Origin of the sequence: Microbacterium trichothecenolyticum (assembly GCF_041938625.1) — a bacterium.
GTDB lineage: Bacteria > Actinomycetota > Actinomycetes > Actinomycetales > Microbacteriaceae > Microbacterium > Microbacterium trichothecenolyticum_D.
Window position 1 is genome coordinate 1,882,481 of sequence record NZ_CP169427.1, and the last position, 16,844, is coordinate 1,899,324.

At 67.2% G+C, this 16,844-nt stretch carries 17 protein-coding genes and 1 pseudogene; 15 read left to right on the plus strand and 3 right to left on the minus strand.

Translation table 11 applies throughout. The features are described from left to right. Positions 1–18 precede the first annotated feature (18 nt). Together ACEYYH_RS08510 and ACEYYH_RS08515 are read left to right on the plus strand one after the other, a co-directional pair. Positions 19–2,565, plus strand: a complete 2,547-nt coding sequence (locus tag ACEYYH_RS08510; protein ID WP_374978190.1) for an FAD-dependent oxidoreductase — start codon at positions 19–21, stop codon at positions 2,563–2,565. Positions 2,566–2,601: 36 nt separating this feature from the next. Beyond that, positions 2,602–3,300, plus strand: coding sequence for a TcmI family type II polyketide cyclase (locus ACEYYH_RS08515; RefSeq protein WP_374977769.1), 699 nt, complete (start codon positions 2,602–2,604; stop codon positions 3,298–3,300). An 18-nt stretch (positions 3,301–3,318) separates the two neighbouring features. Here ACEYYH_RS08515 and ACEYYH_RS08520 read toward each other — a convergent pair whose 3' ends face one another. Then, positions 3,319–4,203: an alpha/beta fold hydrolase gene (locus ACEYYH_RS08520; protein WP_374977770.1), complete on the minus strand. Its 885-nt coding sequence runs from the start codon at positions 4,201–4,203 to the stop codon at positions 3,319–3,321. 51 nt (positions 4,204–4,254) lie between these two features. Here ACEYYH_RS08520 and ACEYYH_RS08525 point away from each other — a divergent pair, with 51 nt between their 5' ends. The 3 genes and pseudogenes from ACEYYH_RS08525 to ACEYYH_RS08535 all read left to right on the plus strand — a co-directional run bounded on the left by ACEYYH_RS08525 (position 4,255) and on the right by ACEYYH_RS08535 (position 5,566). Then, positions 4,255–4,554: a DUF1905 domain-containing protein gene (locus tag ACEYYH_RS08525; protein ID WP_374977771.1), complete on the plus strand. Its 300-nt coding sequence runs from the start codon at positions 4,255–4,257 to the stop codon at positions 4,552–4,554. Positions 4,555–4,636: 82 nt separating this feature from the next. Then, positions 4,637–4,747: pseudogene (locus tag ACEYYH_RS08530) on the plus strand (DUF2510 domain-containing protein); the annotation flags it as partial. Next, the gene (locus ACEYYH_RS08535) at positions 4,748–5,566 is read left to right on the plus strand and encodes a hypothetical protein (protein WP_374978298.1); all 819 of its coding nucleotides are present in this window, start codon (positions 4,748–4,750) and stop codon (positions 5,564–5,566) included. 111 nt (positions 5,567–5,677) lie between these two features. Here ACEYYH_RS08535 and ACEYYH_RS08540 read toward each other — a convergent pair whose 3' ends face one another. Then, the gene (locus ACEYYH_RS08540; RefSeq protein WP_374977772.1) at positions 5,678–7,066 is read right to left on the minus strand and encodes a DUF222 domain-containing protein; all 1,389 of its coding nucleotides are present in this window, start codon (positions 7,064–7,066) and stop codon (positions 5,678–5,680) included. Between the two features lie 203 nt (positions 7,067–7,269). Continuing rightward, positions 7,270–7,419 (minus strand): hypothetical protein, encoded by a 150-nt coding sequence (locus ACEYYH_RS08545; protein WP_374977773.1) that lies wholly within the window; start codon positions 7,417–7,419, stop codon positions 7,270–7,272. A 599-nt stretch (positions 7,420–8,018) separates the two neighbouring features. Here ACEYYH_RS08545 and ACEYYH_RS08550 point away from each other — a divergent pair. From ACEYYH_RS08550 to ACEYYH_RS08595, 10 genes are all read left to right on the plus strand, one after another. Further along, positions 8,019–8,438 carry a type IV pilin protein gene (locus ACEYYH_RS08550; protein WP_374977774.1) on the plus strand — a complete coding sequence of 140 codons (420 nt, stop codon included), beginning with the start codon at positions 8,019–8,021 and terminating at the stop codon, positions 8,436–8,438. Positions 8,439–8,519: 81 nt separating this feature from the next. Then, on the plus strand, positions 8,520–8,912 hold the full coding sequence (locus ACEYYH_RS08555) for a prepilin-type N-terminal cleavage/methylation domain-containing protein (RefSeq protein WP_374977775.1): 393 nt from the start codon (positions 8,520–8,522) through the stop codon (positions 8,910–8,912). After that, positions 8,909–9,451, plus strand: a complete 543-nt coding sequence (locus tag ACEYYH_RS08560; protein WP_374977776.1) for a prepilin-type N-terminal cleavage/methylation domain-containing protein — start codon at positions 8,909–8,911, stop codon at positions 9,449–9,451. The genes ACEYYH_RS08555 and ACEYYH_RS08560 overlap by 4 nt, the downstream gene beginning before the upstream one ends. Further along, a complete protein-coding gene (locus tag ACEYYH_RS08565; RefSeq protein ID WP_374977777.1) occupies positions 9,442–10,998 on the plus strand; it encodes a hypothetical protein in 1,557 nt (518 codons plus the stop codon). Before ACEYYH_RS08560 ends, ACEYYH_RS08565 begins: the two co-directional genes overlap by 10 nt. A 6-nt stretch (positions 10,999–11,004) precedes the next feature. Continuing rightward, a complete protein-coding gene (locus ACEYYH_RS08570; RefSeq protein WP_374977778.1) occupies positions 11,005–11,889 on the plus strand; it encodes a prepilin peptidase in 885 nt (294 codons plus the stop codon). 28 nt (positions 11,890–11,917) lie between these two features. Continuing rightward, positions 11,918–12,952, plus strand: a complete 1,035-nt coding sequence (pilM, locus tag ACEYYH_RS08575; RefSeq protein WP_374977779.1) for a type IV pilus biogenesis protein PilM — start codon at positions 11,918–11,920, stop codon at positions 12,950–12,952. Further along, positions 12,949–13,596 (plus strand): hypothetical protein, encoded by a 648-nt coding sequence (locus ACEYYH_RS08580; RefSeq protein WP_374977780.1) that lies wholly within the window; start codon positions 12,949–12,951, stop codon positions 13,594–13,596. Before pilM ends, ACEYYH_RS08580 begins: the two co-directional genes overlap by 4 nt. Before the next feature lie 3 nt (positions 13,597–13,599). Beyond that, the gene (locus tag ACEYYH_RS08585; protein WP_374977781.1) at positions 13,600–14,283 is read left to right on the plus strand and encodes a hypothetical protein; all 684 of its coding nucleotides are present in this window, start codon (positions 13,600–13,602) and stop codon (positions 14,281–14,283) included. A gap of 5 nt (positions 14,284–14,288) precedes the next feature. Further along, positions 14,289–15,581, plus strand: a complete 1,293-nt coding sequence (locus tag ACEYYH_RS08590) for a type IV pilus twitching motility protein PilT (protein ID WP_374977782.1) — start codon at positions 14,289–14,291, stop codon at positions 15,579–15,581. 1 nt (position 15,582) lies between these two features. Next, positions 15,583–16,821 (plus strand): type II secretion system F family protein, encoded by a 1,239-nt coding sequence (locus ACEYYH_RS08595; RefSeq protein ID WP_374977783.1) that lies wholly within the window; start codon positions 15,583–15,585, stop codon positions 16,819–16,821. The last annotated feature ends 23 nt before the right edge of the window (positions 16,822–16,844 follow it).

Sequence of the window (16,844 nt, forward strand, 5' to 3'; positions counted from 1 at the left end):
CAATCGACGATCAGGACCGTGCTCAGGATGCGCGCCCGAGAGGGCCTGGAGGCGGAGTTCCAGGATGCCTGGGCCCGGGCGGCTGCCGAGATCAGTCGCGTGCCCGGGAATGTGCGACAGGAGCTTTCGCGTGACGTCGACGACTCACGCACTTTCGTCATCACCAGCGAATGGACCGACCGCGCGGCGGTGGATGCGTTCGGGCGCAGCGATCAGCGCGAGGCGCTGACCGCGGGTCTGCGTGATCTGCGCGAGGACGCCGCACGGAGCACCTATGAGCTGCTGACGACGGTCCCCGCGATGAAGCCGCTGCCCATTCGCATCGACCTGACCACCAGGGTGAGCCCGGGGGAGGAGGAGGCATTCGAGCAGGCTTACCGGCTCGTGACCTCCCGGCTCGAGGGCACGCCCGGTCTGGTGCGCGAGGAGCTGCTCAAGGAGCCCGGGTCGTTCATCTACCACATCTTCGCCGAGTGGGAGTCCGAGCAGGACTTCATCAACTGGGTCGAGGATCCGTCCCACGCCGACCAGAGCGGCCCGCTGGCCCGGTGGCTTTCCGTCGAGTTCGCGCGGCGCGTGTTCGAGATCCGCTATCGCCCGCCCGAGCACAAACCGGCTCCGGGCACCCCGGAGTTCCCTCCGGTTCGGGCCGCCTCCCCGCGGGCGGCTCTCGGCGCGGGTGCTCCGGCTCCGGCACTGGTGGCGGCGCCGGAGCCGGTCACCGCCGCCGCGCCGGCACCTGCGGCCGCCGCGCCGGCACCTGCGGCCGCCGCGCCGGCACCTGCGGTCGACGAGGCGCCGGCAGACTCACCCGCGGCTGCGGCGTCCCCAGCGCAGGCGGCTCCATCGGCGCGTCCTGCGGCGGCCGCCACCGCCGCCCGGCCCGTCGGGGGAGCCGACATCGAGGTGCTGGTGGTCGGTGGCGGGCCCGTGGGGCTCACCTGCGCCATCGAATTGGCTCGCAGGGGCATCGCTGTGCGCATCATCGACAAGCGTCCGGAGGTCGCGACCCAGGCGGACAAGGCGATCGGCATCCACTGCCGGACGATGGAGATCTGGGAGGACCAGGGCGTCGTCGCGGAGGCGATGCGCGCGGGGATCTGGTTGCACGGCCAGACGGTGTACGTGAATGGCAAGCAGACTCACCAGGTCGACTGGTCCGGACTCAGCGAGCTTCCCTACGCCCACCTGGGACTGCCTCAGTACGAGACGGAGCGCATCCTGCGCGAGCGGCTCGCGTCTTTCGGAGTCACCCTGGAATGCGGTGTCGAGCTGGTCTCCTTCGAGCAGCACGACGAGGGGGTCACCGCGACGCTGAAAGACGTCTCCGGTGAGGAGACCGTGACGCGAGCACAGTTCCTGGTCGGCTGCGACGGCGGACACAGCGTGGTGCGCGAGGGCATCGGGCTGAGGTTCGAGGGCGGGCTGTCGATGTTCCCGCAGCTGTTCATGCTGGGCGACGTCCGGCTCGACTGGACGATGCCGCCGGGCCATCTCCTGCGTTTCGTCCGTATCGAAGACGACGGCGACTTCACCGGGATGCTGGTCTGCGTCCCGCTGCCCGGCAAGGGGCGCTACCGGGTTGCCACCCTCGCGCCGCAACAGCTGCAGAAGACGATCGGGTCGGGGGTGGTCCCGGCCGGGTTCTGGAAGGAGTACGCGCCACCGTCCCTCGCCGACATCCAAGCCGTACTCGACGATCTCGCGCCGGAGCCGACGACGGCCAGCGACCTGCGGTGGTCATCCATCTTCCGCATCAAGCACGGCATCGTCGACCGATACCGCGCCGGCCGGGTCTTCGTCGCCGGCGACGCCGCACACCTGCATCCTCCGGCCGGCGGGCAGGGCATGAACACCGGCATCCAGGATGCCTGGAACCTCGGCTGGAAGCTGGCCCTGGCCGTCCGCGGAATCGCCGCGCCGAGCCTGCTCGACAGTTACGAGGCCGAGCGGCGCCCGGCGGGCAAGGCGATCGTCGATCGCGCCGTCGCGCTCGCCTTCACCGACGAGATGGACATGGAGGATGAAAAGGCGCAGTTCCTCCTCGAGATGCAGATGACCATGAACTACTCGGGGAGCCCTCTTGTGGGCGAAGACGTCGGGGCGTACTCGGCTCCGGGGGGTCCGGCGCCAGGCGAGCGCGCGCCCGACGTGCATGGCCTGACGAGGTTCGGAGTCGGCCACCCTCTTCGACTGTTCGACGTCATGCGTGGAACGAAGTCGACCCTGCTGCTGTACGGCGACGACGCAGTGAGCGAGGACGAGCTCGTGGAGCTTGACGAGCTGGCCGCCTCGGTGCGCAATCGATCTTCGGGCGAGGTCGACGCCTACCTGATCGCGAGCAAAGCGGCGCAGGTACCGGCGCATCTCGGCGTTCCCGTCCTGCGTGACAGCGCCGGCGCATTCCGCACGACCTACGACGCCCTGGGACTCACCGCCTACCTCATCCGACCCGACGGTCACGTCGGGTATCGCAGCGCAAGAGCGACGCTCGCCGGAATCCAGGGCCACCTCCAGCACATCTTGACCGATGCCCCGACGCCGACCGTTCGATCGAGCGATTGACCCGGCATCCCGAGCAACCGAGCGAAAGAAGAAGTCATGACCTTCCGCCCTTACCGCAACGTCATCGTCTGCCACATGGTTCGAGGCAGCGAGGACAAGGTCGGTGCCGTCTTCGGCCACTACGACCAGATCACCCGACCGCAGGACCTGGGTGTCATCGGCCGGAGCCTGCTGTCCCACGACGACCTCTACATCCACGTCCTCGATCGCAAGCAGGATCCAGCGATCTCCGGCCAGCGGCGTGGTCTTCCGGCCTTCCAGCAGATCGCCGAAGAGATCGGTCCGTATGTCACGCCGTACCCGAGCTACTGGGAGAACCCGTCGCACTCGGTCGCGAAGGAGTTCTACAGCTGGGTGCCGGACGGCGATGTTCCGGCGGACCGGGCCGTGACCGTCATCGTTCAGCGGATGAAGCCCGACTCAGAGGCCGATATCGCCCGTGTATTCGCCGAGTCGGATGCGGGTCCGCTGCCGATCGAGACAGGCGTGGCTGGGCGTTGGCTGTACTCCATCGACGACGTCTTCGTGCACGTCCTGGAGCAGGACAAGGTCAAGGCGGCAGAAGTGCGGCAGAACCACGAGTCCCTCCGGCCGGCTTTCGCCAGTGTCATGAAGAACCTCAGCCCGTACCTCTCGCCGTACCGGCCGGAGCGCTGGCAGACCCCGAAGGATTCGGTCGCCAGCATGTTCTATCGGTGGGATGCCGAAGACTGGATTCCCCCAACTGACGACTGAGGCCAGACGACGAACGGCTTAGGACGGTGGCCGGACGTCCGGCGGGCACGGGGGGCCTGCGGGCTCCGCAGAGTCCGTGGCTGTCGCGTCGGTGACGGATGCTGCGACCCGCGTGATCGTGCGGCACTCCGCCTCCGCGGCCTCGGTGGTCAGCACCGCGTCGAGTTCAGGACCGGTGCAATCGTGGCCGGCGTCGGCGATCTCGATGAAGCGCGCGTCGGGAAGCGCCTCCACCATTTCGAGCGCCGCCGCGCGTGGACTTCGCACGTCCTGCGCCCCGCGCACGATCACGGTGGGCGTGCGGATCGAGGGGAGTGCCGGGCGCAGGTCCATCGTCATCACCTCGAGCAGCGCGGCCGTGGTCGCCGGACGCCAATCGTCGAGCAAAGCCCGCGCCATCGCACGCCGCTCGAGAGCCGCATCCGCGGTGAAGACCGAGTCGAGAAATCCAGCGGCCCACTCGTCGACCGGATGATCGATCGTGAACCGCACCGCCTCCACTCGTTCCGCGAGCGCCTCGGCGTCGAGCGACCCGGCCCATCCGGCATAGGCGCCGATGAGCACGAGGCTGCCGACGGCATCCGGGTGGTCTCGGGCGAGCAGCAGCGCCAGCACCGATCCCATCGAGAATCCTGCGACGCACGGGGCGGTCAGTCCGAGCGACGTGACGAACGAGGCTGCCGCATCGGCCCAATCGCGGTCGGTCCACCCGGCAGGAACGTCGGCCGACTCTCCGCATCCGGGGGCGTCCCAGGCGATCAGGTCGACGTAGGGCGTGAGGCGATCGAACTCGTCGGTCCAGATCCTCGAATCCTCGAAGGCTCCGTGGAACAGCACGAGCGGCGCACCGCGTCCCTGCCGCCGATACTCGATGCGGATCCCACCGGCCATGATGTCGGCCATGGCCCGGATTGTACGCTCGCACCGTCGGACCTGCTCGCTACCCTCGTGTTCGTGATCATCGAGTTCGACGGGGACGTCTTCCGCTGGGACGCGCGCGAGGATGCGGCCTGGTTCTTCACCTCGGTGCCGCCCGAGCTCAGCGAGGAGATCCGCGAGATCCCGCGCCCGTACCGCGGCTTCGGCTCGGTGCGCGTGCGTGCGCAGATCGGTGGAACCGAGTGGACGACGTCGATCTTCCCTTCGTCCGACTCGGGCTCATACGTGCTGCCGTTGAAGAAGGCGGTGCGCGATGCCGAGGGCCTGGTCGACCGCGGACCGGTGACCGTGAGGCTCGAGGTACTCGACGGCTGAGACCCGCGCCGCGGGTTTGGTACTGGCGGTCCAGCCGCTCCGGTATGTTTGCGCTCGGGAAATCATTCTGCTGGGGAGCATGATGACGGACGGGTCTCAGGGGGGACCGCCGCCCGGTTGGTACGAGGATGACTCGCGTGCTGACCGCCTGCGGTGGTGGAACGGCGCTGCGTGGACGGACGACTACCGTCCGGTGGCAACGGATGCTACGGCCACGCCTGCGACGGACGTCGTGGGTGGTGCGGGGGCGCCGTCGAGCCCGCCGATGAGCCGGGCGCAGCTGCGTGCGCGGCGATCGGCGGATTCGGGTGCTGGTTCTGGCGAAGCGTCAGGGGTCTCCGGTGCGGCGGCTGGGTCGCCCGAGGCGCCGTCGGTCGTCGAGGAACCGCATGCCGCCGCGGTGTGGCCGGCTCCGTCGTCGCTGGCTGAGCCCGCGGAGGCGCGGGACGAGGCATCCGTCGATCCGCCTTCGGTCGTGCCGGAACCGGAAGCCTCGGCGCCGGCGCCGACGCCGCCCGTTGCTTCGTCGCCTCGTGCGCCGGCGCCGCGCGAGGTCCCGACGAACGGTTTCCGGGATGCGAAGGGCGCGACCTTTCCCGACCAGATCACGCCCCGGCGTCCGGCGCCGGTGGACGAGCGGATGCCGACGCCGATCGTGTACCAGCCGGTGTCGAGTTCGTATGTGGGGGAGATGCGGCCGCCGCTTCCTGAGGCGAGTCCGGCGAACATCCCGGCGCGTGCGTCGATCGTGCTGATCGTGGTGGCCGCCCTCGGCGGCCTGGCGGTCGTGTTCTGGCTGAGTGGCTGGAACGAGTCCCTCGCGGGTCTGATCAGCCTGGTCAGCGTGGCGTTCGCGGCCGGTGCGTTGTTCCTGGCGATCGGCGGGCTGATCGTGGCGGCGCAGCGCTCGACGAGCCGGCTCCTGTCGGGGATCGCGGTGGTCGTGTCGATCTTGCTGGTGGCGTGGCTTGCGATCGTCGCGACGCAGCAGGCGTTGGCGATCCTGAGCTGAGTCCGCGCGAACCGTCCGCTCGGGGCGACCGCGCAGTCGTGCGGCGCCGACGAGAGTGCGGGCGCGCCTAGTGCGGGCGCCGGCGAGTGCGGCCTTGCGGTGAAGCGTGCGTCAGAACGGTGGTGGTTCCACCGGGACCGTCAACGATGTGGGCGACACCCACCATCTCGCGCCGCTGATCTCGTCGCGATAGAGCACCCATTTGCTCTTGGTCTTGATCACGTGGTGTGGCTCGCATAGCGGACCTGTGTTGGTGTCGGCGGTCTTCCCGCCGTATTGCCAGTCCAGCAGGTGGTCGATGTCGCAATCTCGGGCGGATCTCATGCATCCGGGGCCGGTGCAGACCTGGTCGCGAACCCCGAGCCAACGTCGCAGCGGTTTCGGAACGCGGTAGGTGGTGCGGTCGACGTCGAGAACCGTGCCGGTGACGGGGTGGGTGAGGATGCGGACCCAGCTGGATGCCTCCCCCGTGAGCCGCCGCGCGGTTTCGGTGTCGATCGGCCCGTAGCCGTCGAGCGTGGCGGGCTCGTCGTCCTGTCCGAGAAGCGTCAGGACCGGCACCGTCAGCGCCACGGATGCACGCGCACGCCAGGTGCCAGACTCGGTGCTATGCGACATGCCTCGTGCGGTGAGGTCGACCACGATGTCTGCACGGAGTTGCGCGAGCGTCCGCTCCTCACCTTCCTGGGCCCGCAGGTGTCGCGCGAGTGCATCCGCGTACCGCTCGAGCGCGATCACCTGGTCGGCAGTCGTGAACACTGTGTAGGACGCCATCCCGTCGGCCTCACGCTGGAACCAGACGTTTCGCTCGTCCTTCGCCCGCTGGTGCCGCTCATCGATGTGCTCGGGGTGTATACGTTCGCGGACGACCCTGGCCCGCACACGGAACTTTCCCGGCGCAAGCGTCTGCGCCGAACCCGCGAGCTGTTCATCGAACTTCGCCCAGGCGTCCTTTGCGCGGGCGGGGAGGGTTGCGGCCTGCGCCGCCGCCGTCGCCGCGTTCTGGGCGACGATGCGCCCCGACCGGAACGCCTCCCAGATCTTCGGGCATCGCTCGCGCAGCGTGTCGGCGTGCGCTGCGCGCGTGCGAACCACGTTCTCCGACATCCCCAAACGCACCGAGAGCTCGAGTGCCGCGGCTCGCACCGCGATGTTCCGCCGCTCGGCGCGCACGGCCGCCGCGGACCGTCCCTGCGGATCGAGCCACGCAGGATCCAGCGTCGGGTCCGGGCCGACCCACGGGTCGGGACACGCGGCTGCGTCGCGCAGAACGTTCGCGATACCCGCGTACTCGTCCGCGATGAGGACGCGAGCCCGCGCGTTGATGCCTTCGAGTTCATGCATCGCGGCAGTGTGTGATTCGCCGCTGGCGTCGAGCTCGGCGACGTCGAACTCCGGCGGCTCGATGCCCAGTTCGAGCGCCTCTGCCTCGGTGAGGAATCCGTCGGGATCGTCGTCGATCCACGGATCTAGCTCGTCTCCTAGCGATGAAAGGTTCACACCTTCAGACTATTGAGGGGCTCCGACATTCGATGAAAGATACGAGGCTACGGCGACGGATGCCGCGCTCCCGCCCAGCGAGCTGACTGATCAGTACGGCGAGACCGACGCGACGGTACGGAGCGCAACCCAAACCACCGCGATCGAGGTGAGGACGAGCGCGAAGACCGCCTCGCGCGTGCGCCTCGGGCGCAGCAGCGCGATCACCATGCGACGATCGCGAGTACGAACGCAGCCGCGGCCATGAGGAACCACAGCAGCGACAGGATGCCGAGCAGCCAGTGGTACTGCAGGATCTGCGATCCGACGGCCAAGGCGAGCACCGCGATCCCGAGAGAGCCGAGCAGCTGCACGAGGACGAGGATGAGCGCCGCCTCTCGCCGGCCTGTTCTTCGCCGTCACGGCGGCCTCTGCTTGGGGTCAGTGCCGATCGTCGTCCCCTACATCGGCGCCGGGGGTCAGCGGGAGCGCATGGTGGGTCTAGCCGGCGCCGTCCCATCAGCGGGTCTGCGCCGTCGACGGGTCGTAGATCTATCCCGGCGGCGGCAGTTGCGCCTGCGGTGCAGGCTCGTCGGCGCTCACCGCGCGATCGCCGAATCTCGCGCGCGTGACGTCGTCATCGAGGTCTCCCAGTCCTTCGACCGGACGACGGATGCCGCCGCCCGCCGCTTCCCCAGGGCGCCGGGTGACTGGGTCACCCGGCGCGCGGCGCAGGTCTTCGCGCGGTCTGACTGAGGCTTTCTTAGGCGAACACTGTGCGCGCCGTCGTTGACAGGTTGCCAGGGCGGGTGAGAGGTTCTATGGCGGGAGGGGATTCACGCTTTGCGCGTGTGTCTCAAACCCAGCTCTAACAGAGTCTGGGATGTGTTACTGGGGTGTTTGAGACCGCTGCGCATTGGCGCGCCGGTCGGTTAGAGCTGACCTATCAACTCACACTGGGGAGAGACGCGCCATGCGTGCAACAATCAAGAACTACATCGACGCTGCCAAGCGGCGTCGTGAGGAAGAGGGCGAAGAAGGCTTCTCCCTCATCGAACTCATCATCGTCGTCGTTATTCTCGGCATCCTCGTCGCGATCGCGATCCCGATCTTCGCAAACATTCAGACGCAGGCCCAGACGAACGCGCTGAAGGCCGCCGCAGCGAACGGAGCATCGGCTGCGGCCGCCGCCTTTGCGCAGACGGGTGCTGTCCTTGCGGACGGCCAGGCGGCAGCGACGTCGGCGGGAGACGCCACCCAAGGGATCACTACTGCCCTGACCAGCACAGGCACCACGGTCGACTCGGTGTGCGTTTCGGCGACCGGCGGGGACGGTTGGCCCGACGCCGTCTCGTCCGGCCCCGGCTGCGCTGCCGAGGAAGAAGAAGAGTAGGACCCTGTCACGGGGATCGGGAGCAAACCGGTCCCCGTGGCACCATTCAGGCGGTGAGCTCTGCGTCGTGGGAGGTGCGCGGTGAAGAGGAAGGCTCGTGACTCCGGAGGGTTCAGTCTCGTCGAAGTGGTCATCGCGACGTTTCTCCTGGGCCTGATAGCGATTGCGCTTCTGCCGGCTCTCGTGCAGGGACTTCAGCTTTCGGCCAAGCAGTCGTCTGTCGCGACTGCCACGCGGCAACTGAACAGCCTCATCGAAGACGCGCGTCAATCGCCTTCTTGTACGGCAATCGCCAATGCGGTAGCAGTCAAGTCGGGCTTCGCCGACGGTTCGGATCGCCCATTCGAAACGCGCGGCGTTGTCCACGGAACTTGCGCGGCGGGATCGGCAGTTTCGATCACAGTCACTGCTATTCGCGGCACAATCGAGCTCGCCTCGCTTGATGCCGTCATATACATGCCGGCCGCATCATGACGGAACAAGAACGGCACGACGCCGGATACTCGCTCCTCGAACTCATCGTGGTCGTCGTTGTACTCGGCATCATCGGCATCGTGATCGCGACGATCCTGTCGAACACCTGGCGCGCTCAAACCAACGTGACGGATCAAACGCAGGCCGCTAGTCGGGGGCAACTCATTGCAAGCGAGATTGAGCGCGCGATGCGCAACGCTGTCGCGTTCGAAGTGGAAAGCGGCGGAACAACACTGAAGGTGAGCACTTCGCTAGACGGCGCGCTGAAATGCCAGGGCTTCACTTTCCAGGCGGGTCAGCTTCGCATGACCGTGACGGACGCGCCAGACTCGAGCCCCGCCGCGTGGCCGCTGTGGCAGGACCAAGTGCAGCAGTCCGGTACGACGGCTTACTTCGCGGCTAACGGATCGAACGGAGTGACGTACACATTCGACGCCACAGCCAACGATCCGACGGTTTCGGGCACGGCACCCGTGCACTTCGCCGGCAACGCCTTCATGAGAAACGCAGCAGAAGGGACGATGTCGCCATGCTGGTGAAAGTCCGTGGCCGAGTGCTTCCCGCGATGTTCTCCCCGAGTGTGCGAGCGGTGGCGCGCGACGATGCCGGAGCTGCCCTTGTCGCAGTAATGGTGGTGATGTTCGTCGGCGTCATCGCCGCTGTGGTGATTGCTGGTTCGGTGATCTTCGCAATGCGCACCAACGTAGAAAACAAGAGCGACACTCAGGCGTTCGTGTCGGCGGAATCCGGGCGCGACATGATGCTGCAGGCCGTGATGGCGAATCCGTGCACCAAGTCGATCGCCGCATCGACGACGTCGCCACTGTACGAGAACGTGAGTGCGCAGTTCGGAACAGACTTCGACCATCTCACCGATGCGTGCTTGAGCACGGCGGCATCATCGGTGATCCGCATCACCGCTACAGGAAAAGGTGGCGATGGTTCGACGACGACCATCGTCTCGGACTACCAGCGCGCAGTGACCTACGAGAAGCAGCCCGGCGGAACGCTCGCGTACTTTGCGGGCCAGTTTAAGCTCACCCAGTCGACTTACGCTGGTGATCTTGTCATTCGAACGGGCGACTACAACTGCAACTCCACGACCTCGATCGATGGCGACCTGTGGGCACCGAAGGGCTCGATCGAACTGAGCGCCGACTGCCACATCACGGGCAGCGTCTACGCCAATGGCACCATCACGACCAAAGGGTCGAAGGCTCTCGTGGACAAGAACGTCGTTGCCAATGGTGAGATCATTCTCGAGTCGACCAATGGCGCCGTCGGCGGAAACGTCATGTCGGGGACGAAGGTCACGGTGAAAGACATGACGGTGGCGGGCAACGTTCAGTCGCCGATAGCGCCCGATGTCAAGACCTCCGGCCTCGTTGCGGGTACTGTGACAACCGCGCCGTTGCCTGGTGACGCATTCGTCCCGACTCTTCAGGCCGTCTACGACATGACGACATGGGTGGACTTCCCCTCGACGCGCAGCGCTTGGGGTACTGATGTCGATTGGCGCACTCCGTCGTCATGCACGTCGAACATCACAGCGACCGTGGCTGCGGCGCTGGCAGCCGGGACGACCCGTGTCGGGATCGACTACACGGCGTGCACAACCGCCGTCAAGATCATCCTCACTGCCAGCCCCACCATCACGAAGGACGTTCTCTTTCTCGTTCCGCCCGGCGTCAAGATGAACGTCGACATTCAGGGTTTGACCACAGATTCAGTCGACCGTCAGCTCTTCTTCATTCACGCCGACAACGTGGCGAACCGCGCAGTCACCTGCCCGGCTTCTGTTGGATCAGGCGGCGACGAGATGACTCAGCTGGCGAGCGGTGCAGCGAAAGTCATGCTGTACACGCCGTGCGGCATCACTAAGGCGCCCAAGAAGGAGGGCTTCCGCGGTCAGTATTACTCGGGTGATAGCGGCAGCATTAAGCTCGAGCAGCCTGACTTCGATTGCCAGCCGATGACCTGGACACCGCGTATTGATCTAGGCTGCAAGCTGGCTGAGGCGCCAGACGGCTCAGGTGAGATCATCACCAAGCTTCTGCCACCGACGATGCTGACACAGACGGAGTAACCAACCTTGTCCGCCGCCATCGCCTTCCTCGTCGTCGTCGCGGGAATCCTCGGCCTCCTGATCGGGTCGTTCCTCAACGTCGTCGCCTACCGCGTGCCCGCAAAGATCTCGCTTCTGCGCGAGAGCCGCTGCGCGCACTGCGACATGGCGATCAAATGGTGGCAGAACATCCCGGTGATCTCGTGGATCGCCCTGCGAGGAAAGTGCGCGAACTGCAAGGCACCGATCTCCGCGCGATATCCGATCGTCGAGGCAGCCACGGGCATCGCCTTCGCGCTCGTGACGTGGTGGGGTCTCGTGGTGTACGAGGGCCTTCTCGGCATGAGCCTGACCGAGTACTGGCTCCTGCCGACGGTCGACGGCACAGTCCACGCCGCCGACCTGTGGGCACTGGCTCTCGTCATCGTCGCGTACCTCTACTTCGCGGCGATCTCGATCGTCCTCACGCTCATCGACCTCGACACGCACCGGCTCCCGAACAGCATCGTGCTGCCGAGCTACCTCGTGGCCGGCATCCTGTTCACGGTTGCGGCCTGGCTTACGGGCGATTGGGCGGCACTCGCACGCGCGGCGATCGGCATGGCCGTGATGTACCTCTTCTACTTCCTGCTGCGCGCGGCACGGCCCGGCGGCATGGGTGGCGGAGACGTGAAACTCGCCGGGGTGGTCGGTATCTACCTCGGCTGGCTGGGATGGGGCGCGCTCGCTGTGGGGGCGTTCGCGGCCTTCCTGTACGGGGGAGTGTTCGGCATCGCGCTCATGCTGTTGCGCCGTGCCGGACGCAAGACCGCCATTCCGTTCGGGCCGTGGATGATCCTCGGCGCCTGGACAGGGGTGTTCGCCGGCGAGGCCGTCGGCAAGTGGTACGTGAATCTCTTCGTCGGCGCCTGACACCGACGATCTTTGGGGAGGGGAAATCATGGGGAAGACGATTGTCGGGCTGGAGGTGACCGAAGAGAGTGTCCGCGCTGCGGAGATCTCGCTCGGTCGCAAACCCCAGCTCGTCGCCTACGGCGAAGTGCCGCTGCCGCCCGAGGCAGCGCGCGATTCTGAGGTGCTCGACTCGGGCGCCGTCGCGGTCGCGCTCCGGCAGCTGTGGACCGGCGCGAAGTTCAAGAGCAAGGACGCCGTGCTCGGCGTCGCCAGCCGTCGCATTCTCGTGCGCGAGTACACGACGCAGGCGATGCGGCCTGATCTGCTCCGCGAGGCGCTGCCGTACCAGGTGCAGGACCTGCTGCCGGTGCCCGCCAGCCAGGCCGTGCTCGACTTCTTCCCGCTGTCGCAGGAGGGTGACCAGGTCTCGGGCCTGCTCGTCGCGGCGGTGTCCGAGAACATCGAGCAGATCATCTCGACGCTCGCGAAGATCAAAGTGCGCGCGCAGGCGGTCGACCTGTCGGCGTTCGGCCTCGCTCGCGTCACGGCACCGCTGGCGTCCCGCGAGGAGACGGTGGCGACGGTGAACATCGGAGATCACACCACGCAGGTCGTGATCTCGCGGGGCGGCGTTCCGCTGTTCGTGCGCTTGCTGCCGATCGACGTCGCGACTGCGGCGAGCCGCCGGCAGAGCGTGGAGGTCGCTGAGCCTGAGCTGGCGCTCGCCGTCGCCGGCAACGGCATGGGCGCAGGTGCCGGCCTCGCCCCCGCCGGTCGCACGCGTGGGGCCATCCGCGCGGCCACACCCCCCGGTGTCTCCGACCTCGCGGCACGGCTCCGGAGCACACTCGCATTCTTCGGCAGCCGTCCCATGGCAGCGCCCCTGACGCGAATGTTCGTCACGGGCGCCGGTGCCGGAGTCGAAGGCGTGCTGCCTGCGCTGGCCGCTGCCATCGATACCCCGACGACCGTCGTCTCGGTCGGTGACGTCATCTCGATGTCGACCCCGCCGCCCGCCGGTGAGGTCGCGCTCAACCTCGTCGGCACCGTCGGCATCGCACTCGGGGAGGCCTCGAAATGACCGCCATCCCCGTCCCGTTCTCGGGAGCACCGCGCGTCAACCTCATGCCGCGCAGCGAGATCGCACGGCGTGAGCGCGACTCACTGGTTCGGCTGTGGGTGTGGATCGCACTCGGCGCGACCCTCGTCGCGGTGCTCATCATCGCCGGGGCGTTCGCCTTCAAGTTCTTCGCGGATCAGCGACTGGTCACCGAGCAGGCCCGGACCAACGCGCTTCTCACCGAGATCGCATCGCTTGCGGAGGTCAGCCAGGCGCTGGCGACCGAGTCGGAGCTCACGGACTTCCGCACCGACGCTATGGCGACCGACCTCGCCTGGACGCCCGTGATGGCGAAGATCACCGGAGTGCTGCCGCCTGACACGACGATCACCGGCGTGGACCTCGCCGTGGGCGGCGTGCCTCAGGGTGACGACCCGACAGCCGAGCAGGGTCTCGTCGGCACCGTCACCTTCGACAGCCCGACCCCGCTGGACATCGTGGCTCTCATCCGCTCCCTCCGCGGGGTGGAAGGCGTGCTGTACGCCGACGGGCAGTCGGTGACCTCGAGCCAGGTCTCGGCAGACCGCTTCTCGTATCTGCTGAACGTCGAGTTCGACCAGTCCGTGTACTCGAACGAGTTCGCGGCCGAAGAAGGGGGTGAGTGAGCGATGCCCAAGCACCTCGTGACCGCCATCGGTCTGATCGTCTCGCTGGGCGTCATCGCCCTCGGTGTGTTCCTCGTCGCCATGCCCCTCTATTTCCAGGCCGTCGCCGTCGACGCGCAGACGGCCACAGTCGCCAGCACGAACGCGCTCTACCAGGCGCAGGTCGACGAGCTCACCGCTCAGCAGGAGAACCTCGACGAGATCACCGCGAACGTCGCCGGGCTGCGATCGCAGATCCCCGCCACGGGCCAGTACGACGACGTCTTCGAGGTCGTCGGCAATGCGGCCGCGGCATCCGGCGTCGCGATCACCTCCGTCACGGCGGGGGAGCAGATCGTGTACACGACCCGCACCGGCGCGACGGAGGGGGACCCGGCAGCTGCGGCAGCCGCCCCCGCACCGGAGGCGACGGATGCTGCGACCGACCCGAACGCGGCCGCCGACGCGAACGCGACCGACGTGAACGCGGCACCGGCACCCGACGCCGCTGTGGCAGCGGGCAGACAGCAGGTCGACTTCGTAATCAGTGCCACCGCGGCCGACATGGCCCAGGCGACGGCGTTCGTGGACGCCTTGCGCGCGGGCCCGCGTCTGCTGAACAGCATGGCGGTCACGATGACGCAGAGCGGCGAGGGCACCGTCGACATCCAGATCACCGCCCTGAGCTACGTCGACGAGGAAGGGTGAGGACGATGGAAGACCTCGACTTCGAAACGCTCCTCGCGTACGGCGCTCGGCACCGGGCATCGGACGTTCACATCACCGCCGACGCGCCGCCGCTGCTGCGCGTCGACGGCGACCTCGTGCCCATCGAGGCGTACCCGACCCCGCTGTCAGCCGATTGGGTCGAGCGGACCGCGTTCGCCCTCATGACCGAAGGGCAGCGCGCGGAGTTCCTCGAGCACGGCGAGGTCGACCTCGCTCACGCGACCCCGGGCATCGGTCGATTCCGCACGAACGTGTACCGGCAGCTCGGCTCGATCGCGATCGCCCTGCGCTACATCCCCGACCGGGTGTACTCGCTCGAAGAGCTCGGCGCACCGGCGATCGCTCGCGACCTGGCCCTCCGCCCGCGCGGCCTCGTGCTGCTCACCGGTCCGACGGGCTCGGGAAAGTCGACAACGCTCACGGCGATGGTCGACATCATCAACCAGCTCGTGCCGGCGCACATCGTCACGATCGAAGACCCGATCGAGTTCCACCACCAGTCGAAGCGCTCGCTCGTGCATCAGCGCGAGGTCGGACGAGACACGAACTCGTTCGCAGAAGCCCTGCGCCGCGTGCTGCGTCAGGACCCGGACGTGATCCTCATCGGCGAGCTCCGAGACCCCGAGTCGATCGCGACCGCTCTCTCAGCGGCAGAAACCGGTCACCTCGTGCTCTCCACGCTTCACACGCAGGGCGCCGCGAAGAGCATCAACCGCATCATCGACGTGTTCCCGGCCGACCAGCAGCACCAGATCCGCACGCAGCTCGGCGACACCCTGCAGGGCATCATCAGCCAGACGCTGTTGCCGCTCGCGCAGGTCAACGGGCGCACGATCGCGACCGAGGTGCTCATCAACACCCCGGCCGTCGCGAACATGATCCGTGAGGGGCAGGTCGCGCAGATCTACTCCGCGATGCAGGCGGGCTCTGAGATCGGCATGCACACGCTCGACCAGGATCTTCGTCGCCTCGTCGCCGAAGGCACCATCGCGCGTAATGTCGCCGTGGACTTCGCGGTAGACCCGAAGAGCCTCGACGGCGTCTACATCAAGCCGCGCGACCTCGACGCGGAGGAGTGGGCGCACCACGCGGGCGAATGGCGGCAGGGTGAGCTCGCGGCTCCGGCAGCGAACGCGGCGCAGGGCACCGGGATCGGCATGGGCTCACGCTTCGGCACGCCGACGGTCGGCGGTCGTGTCGACCCGACGGCACGCGACGTCGAGTGGGGTGGCATCGACGATCTCGAGGCGTGGGCCACCGCCAACGGGGAGAGCTGACATGGCCGTCGTACAGGAGTTTGTGTATCGCGCGGTCGATCCGCGCGGGGGATCGGTCGTCAAAGGCACGATCGAGGCCGCGAGTGAGTCTGCCGTCACCGGCAAGCTCAAGGCGCAGGGGCTGACACCGCTCGAGGTGACGCTCAAGTCCAACACTGGGCTCAACAAAGACATCAAGCTGCCCGGCGCGACCAAGACCGTCTCGGCGCGCACGCTGGCGGTGTTCTCACGCCAGATGGCGGGCTTGATCAACGCCGGCCTGCCGCTGATGCGCACGCTCGCGATCCTCATCGAGCAGACCGACGACAAGAAGCTGCAGCCAGCGCTTGTGCAGGTGCAGGCGGACGTCGAGTCGGGGTCGTCGTTCTCGGCGGCGCTGGCGCGGCACCCGCAGACGTTCCCGCCGCTGATGCTCTCGATCATCAAGGTCGGGGAGGCGGGCGGCTTCCTCGGCAGCGCGCTCGGGTCGATCGCCGACAACTATCAGCGCGAAGCCGAGCTGCACAACAAGATCCGCGCGGCCGTCACGTACCCGGCCATCGTGCTCGTGATCGCGATCATCGGCGTGCTCGTCATGGTGACGTTCGTCGTGCCGATCTTCGAGGGCATGTTCAAGGGGCTCGGCAGCTCGCTGCCGCTGCCGACGCAGATCCTTGTGACGATCTCCAACAACATGTGGTGGATCATCCCGGCGATCGTTGTCGTGGTCGTCGTGGCGCTGATCTGGTGGCGCACCAACCGTCACACCGAGCAGTACCGTCGGTTCGTCGACCCGATCAAGCTGAAGATGCCCGTCTTCGGCAAACTCACCACGAAGATCGCGGTCGCGCGCTTCGCACGCAACTTGTCGATGATGCTGAACGCCGGCGTGCCGATCATCCAGGCACTCGCGATCGTGGGGCAGGCGTCCAACAACTGGAAGATCGAGCAGGCCGTCCGCGACGTGCAGGAGTCGATCCGCCAGGGCCGCTCGTTCGCCGCCCCCCTCGCAAAGGCGGAGGTCTTCCCCGCGATGGTGCCGCAGATGGTGTCGGTGGGCGAGGAGTCAGGCACCCTCGTCGAGATGCTGTCGTCGATCGCGGACTTCTACGAGGACGAGGTCGAGACTGCCACCGCGCAGCTGTCGTCGACGATCGAGCCGATCCTCATCGTCGGCCTCGGCATCGTCATCGGCGGCATGGTGATCTCGCTGTACCTGCCGATCTTCACGCTGTACGGAGAGCTCGCCAAGCAGGCGTAGAGACTCGGCTCACTCGACGACCG

Bases quoted from the DNA above. Each gene is read 5' to 3' on its own strand.
- ACEYYH_RS08590 (WP_374977782.1), top strand. From the start codon at position 14,289: ATGGAAGACCTCGACTTCGAAACGCTCCTCGCGTACGGCGCTCGGCAC.
- ACEYYH_RS08595 (WP_374977783.1), top strand. From the start codon at position 15,583: ATGGCCGTCGTACAGGAGTTTGTGTATCGCGCGGTCGATCCGCGCGGG.
- ACEYYH_RS08580 (WP_374977780.1), top strand. From the start codon at position 12,949: ATGACCGCCATCCCCGTCCCGTTCTCGGGAGCACCGCGCGTCAACCTC.
- ACEYYH_RS08585 (WP_374977781.1), top strand. From the start codon at position 13,600: ATGCCCAAGCACCTCGTGACCGCCATCGGTCTGATCGTCTCGCTGGGC.
- ACEYYH_RS08520 (WP_374977770.1), bottom strand. From the start codon at position 4,203: ATGGCCGACATCATGGCCGGTGGGATCCGCATCGAGTATCGGCGGCAG.
- ACEYYH_RS08560 (WP_374977776.1), top strand. From the start codon at position 8,909: ATGACGGAACAAGAACGGCACGACGCCGGATACTCGCTCCTCGAACTC.
- ACEYYH_RS08550 (WP_374977774.1), top strand. From the start codon at position 8,019: ATGCGTGCAACAATCAAGAACTACATCGACGCTGCCAAGCGGCGTCGT.
- pilM (WP_374977779.1), top strand. From the start codon at position 11,918: ATGGGGAAGACGATTGTCGGGCTGGAGGTGACCGAAGAGAGTGTCCGC.
- ACEYYH_RS08515 (WP_374977769.1), top strand. From the start codon at position 2,602: ATGACCTTCCGCCCTTACCGCAACGTCATCGTCTGCCACATGGTTCGA.
- ACEYYH_RS08565 (WP_374977777.1), top strand. From the start codon at position 9,442: ATGCTGGTGAAAGTCCGTGGCCGAGTGCTTCCCGCGATGTTCTCCCCG.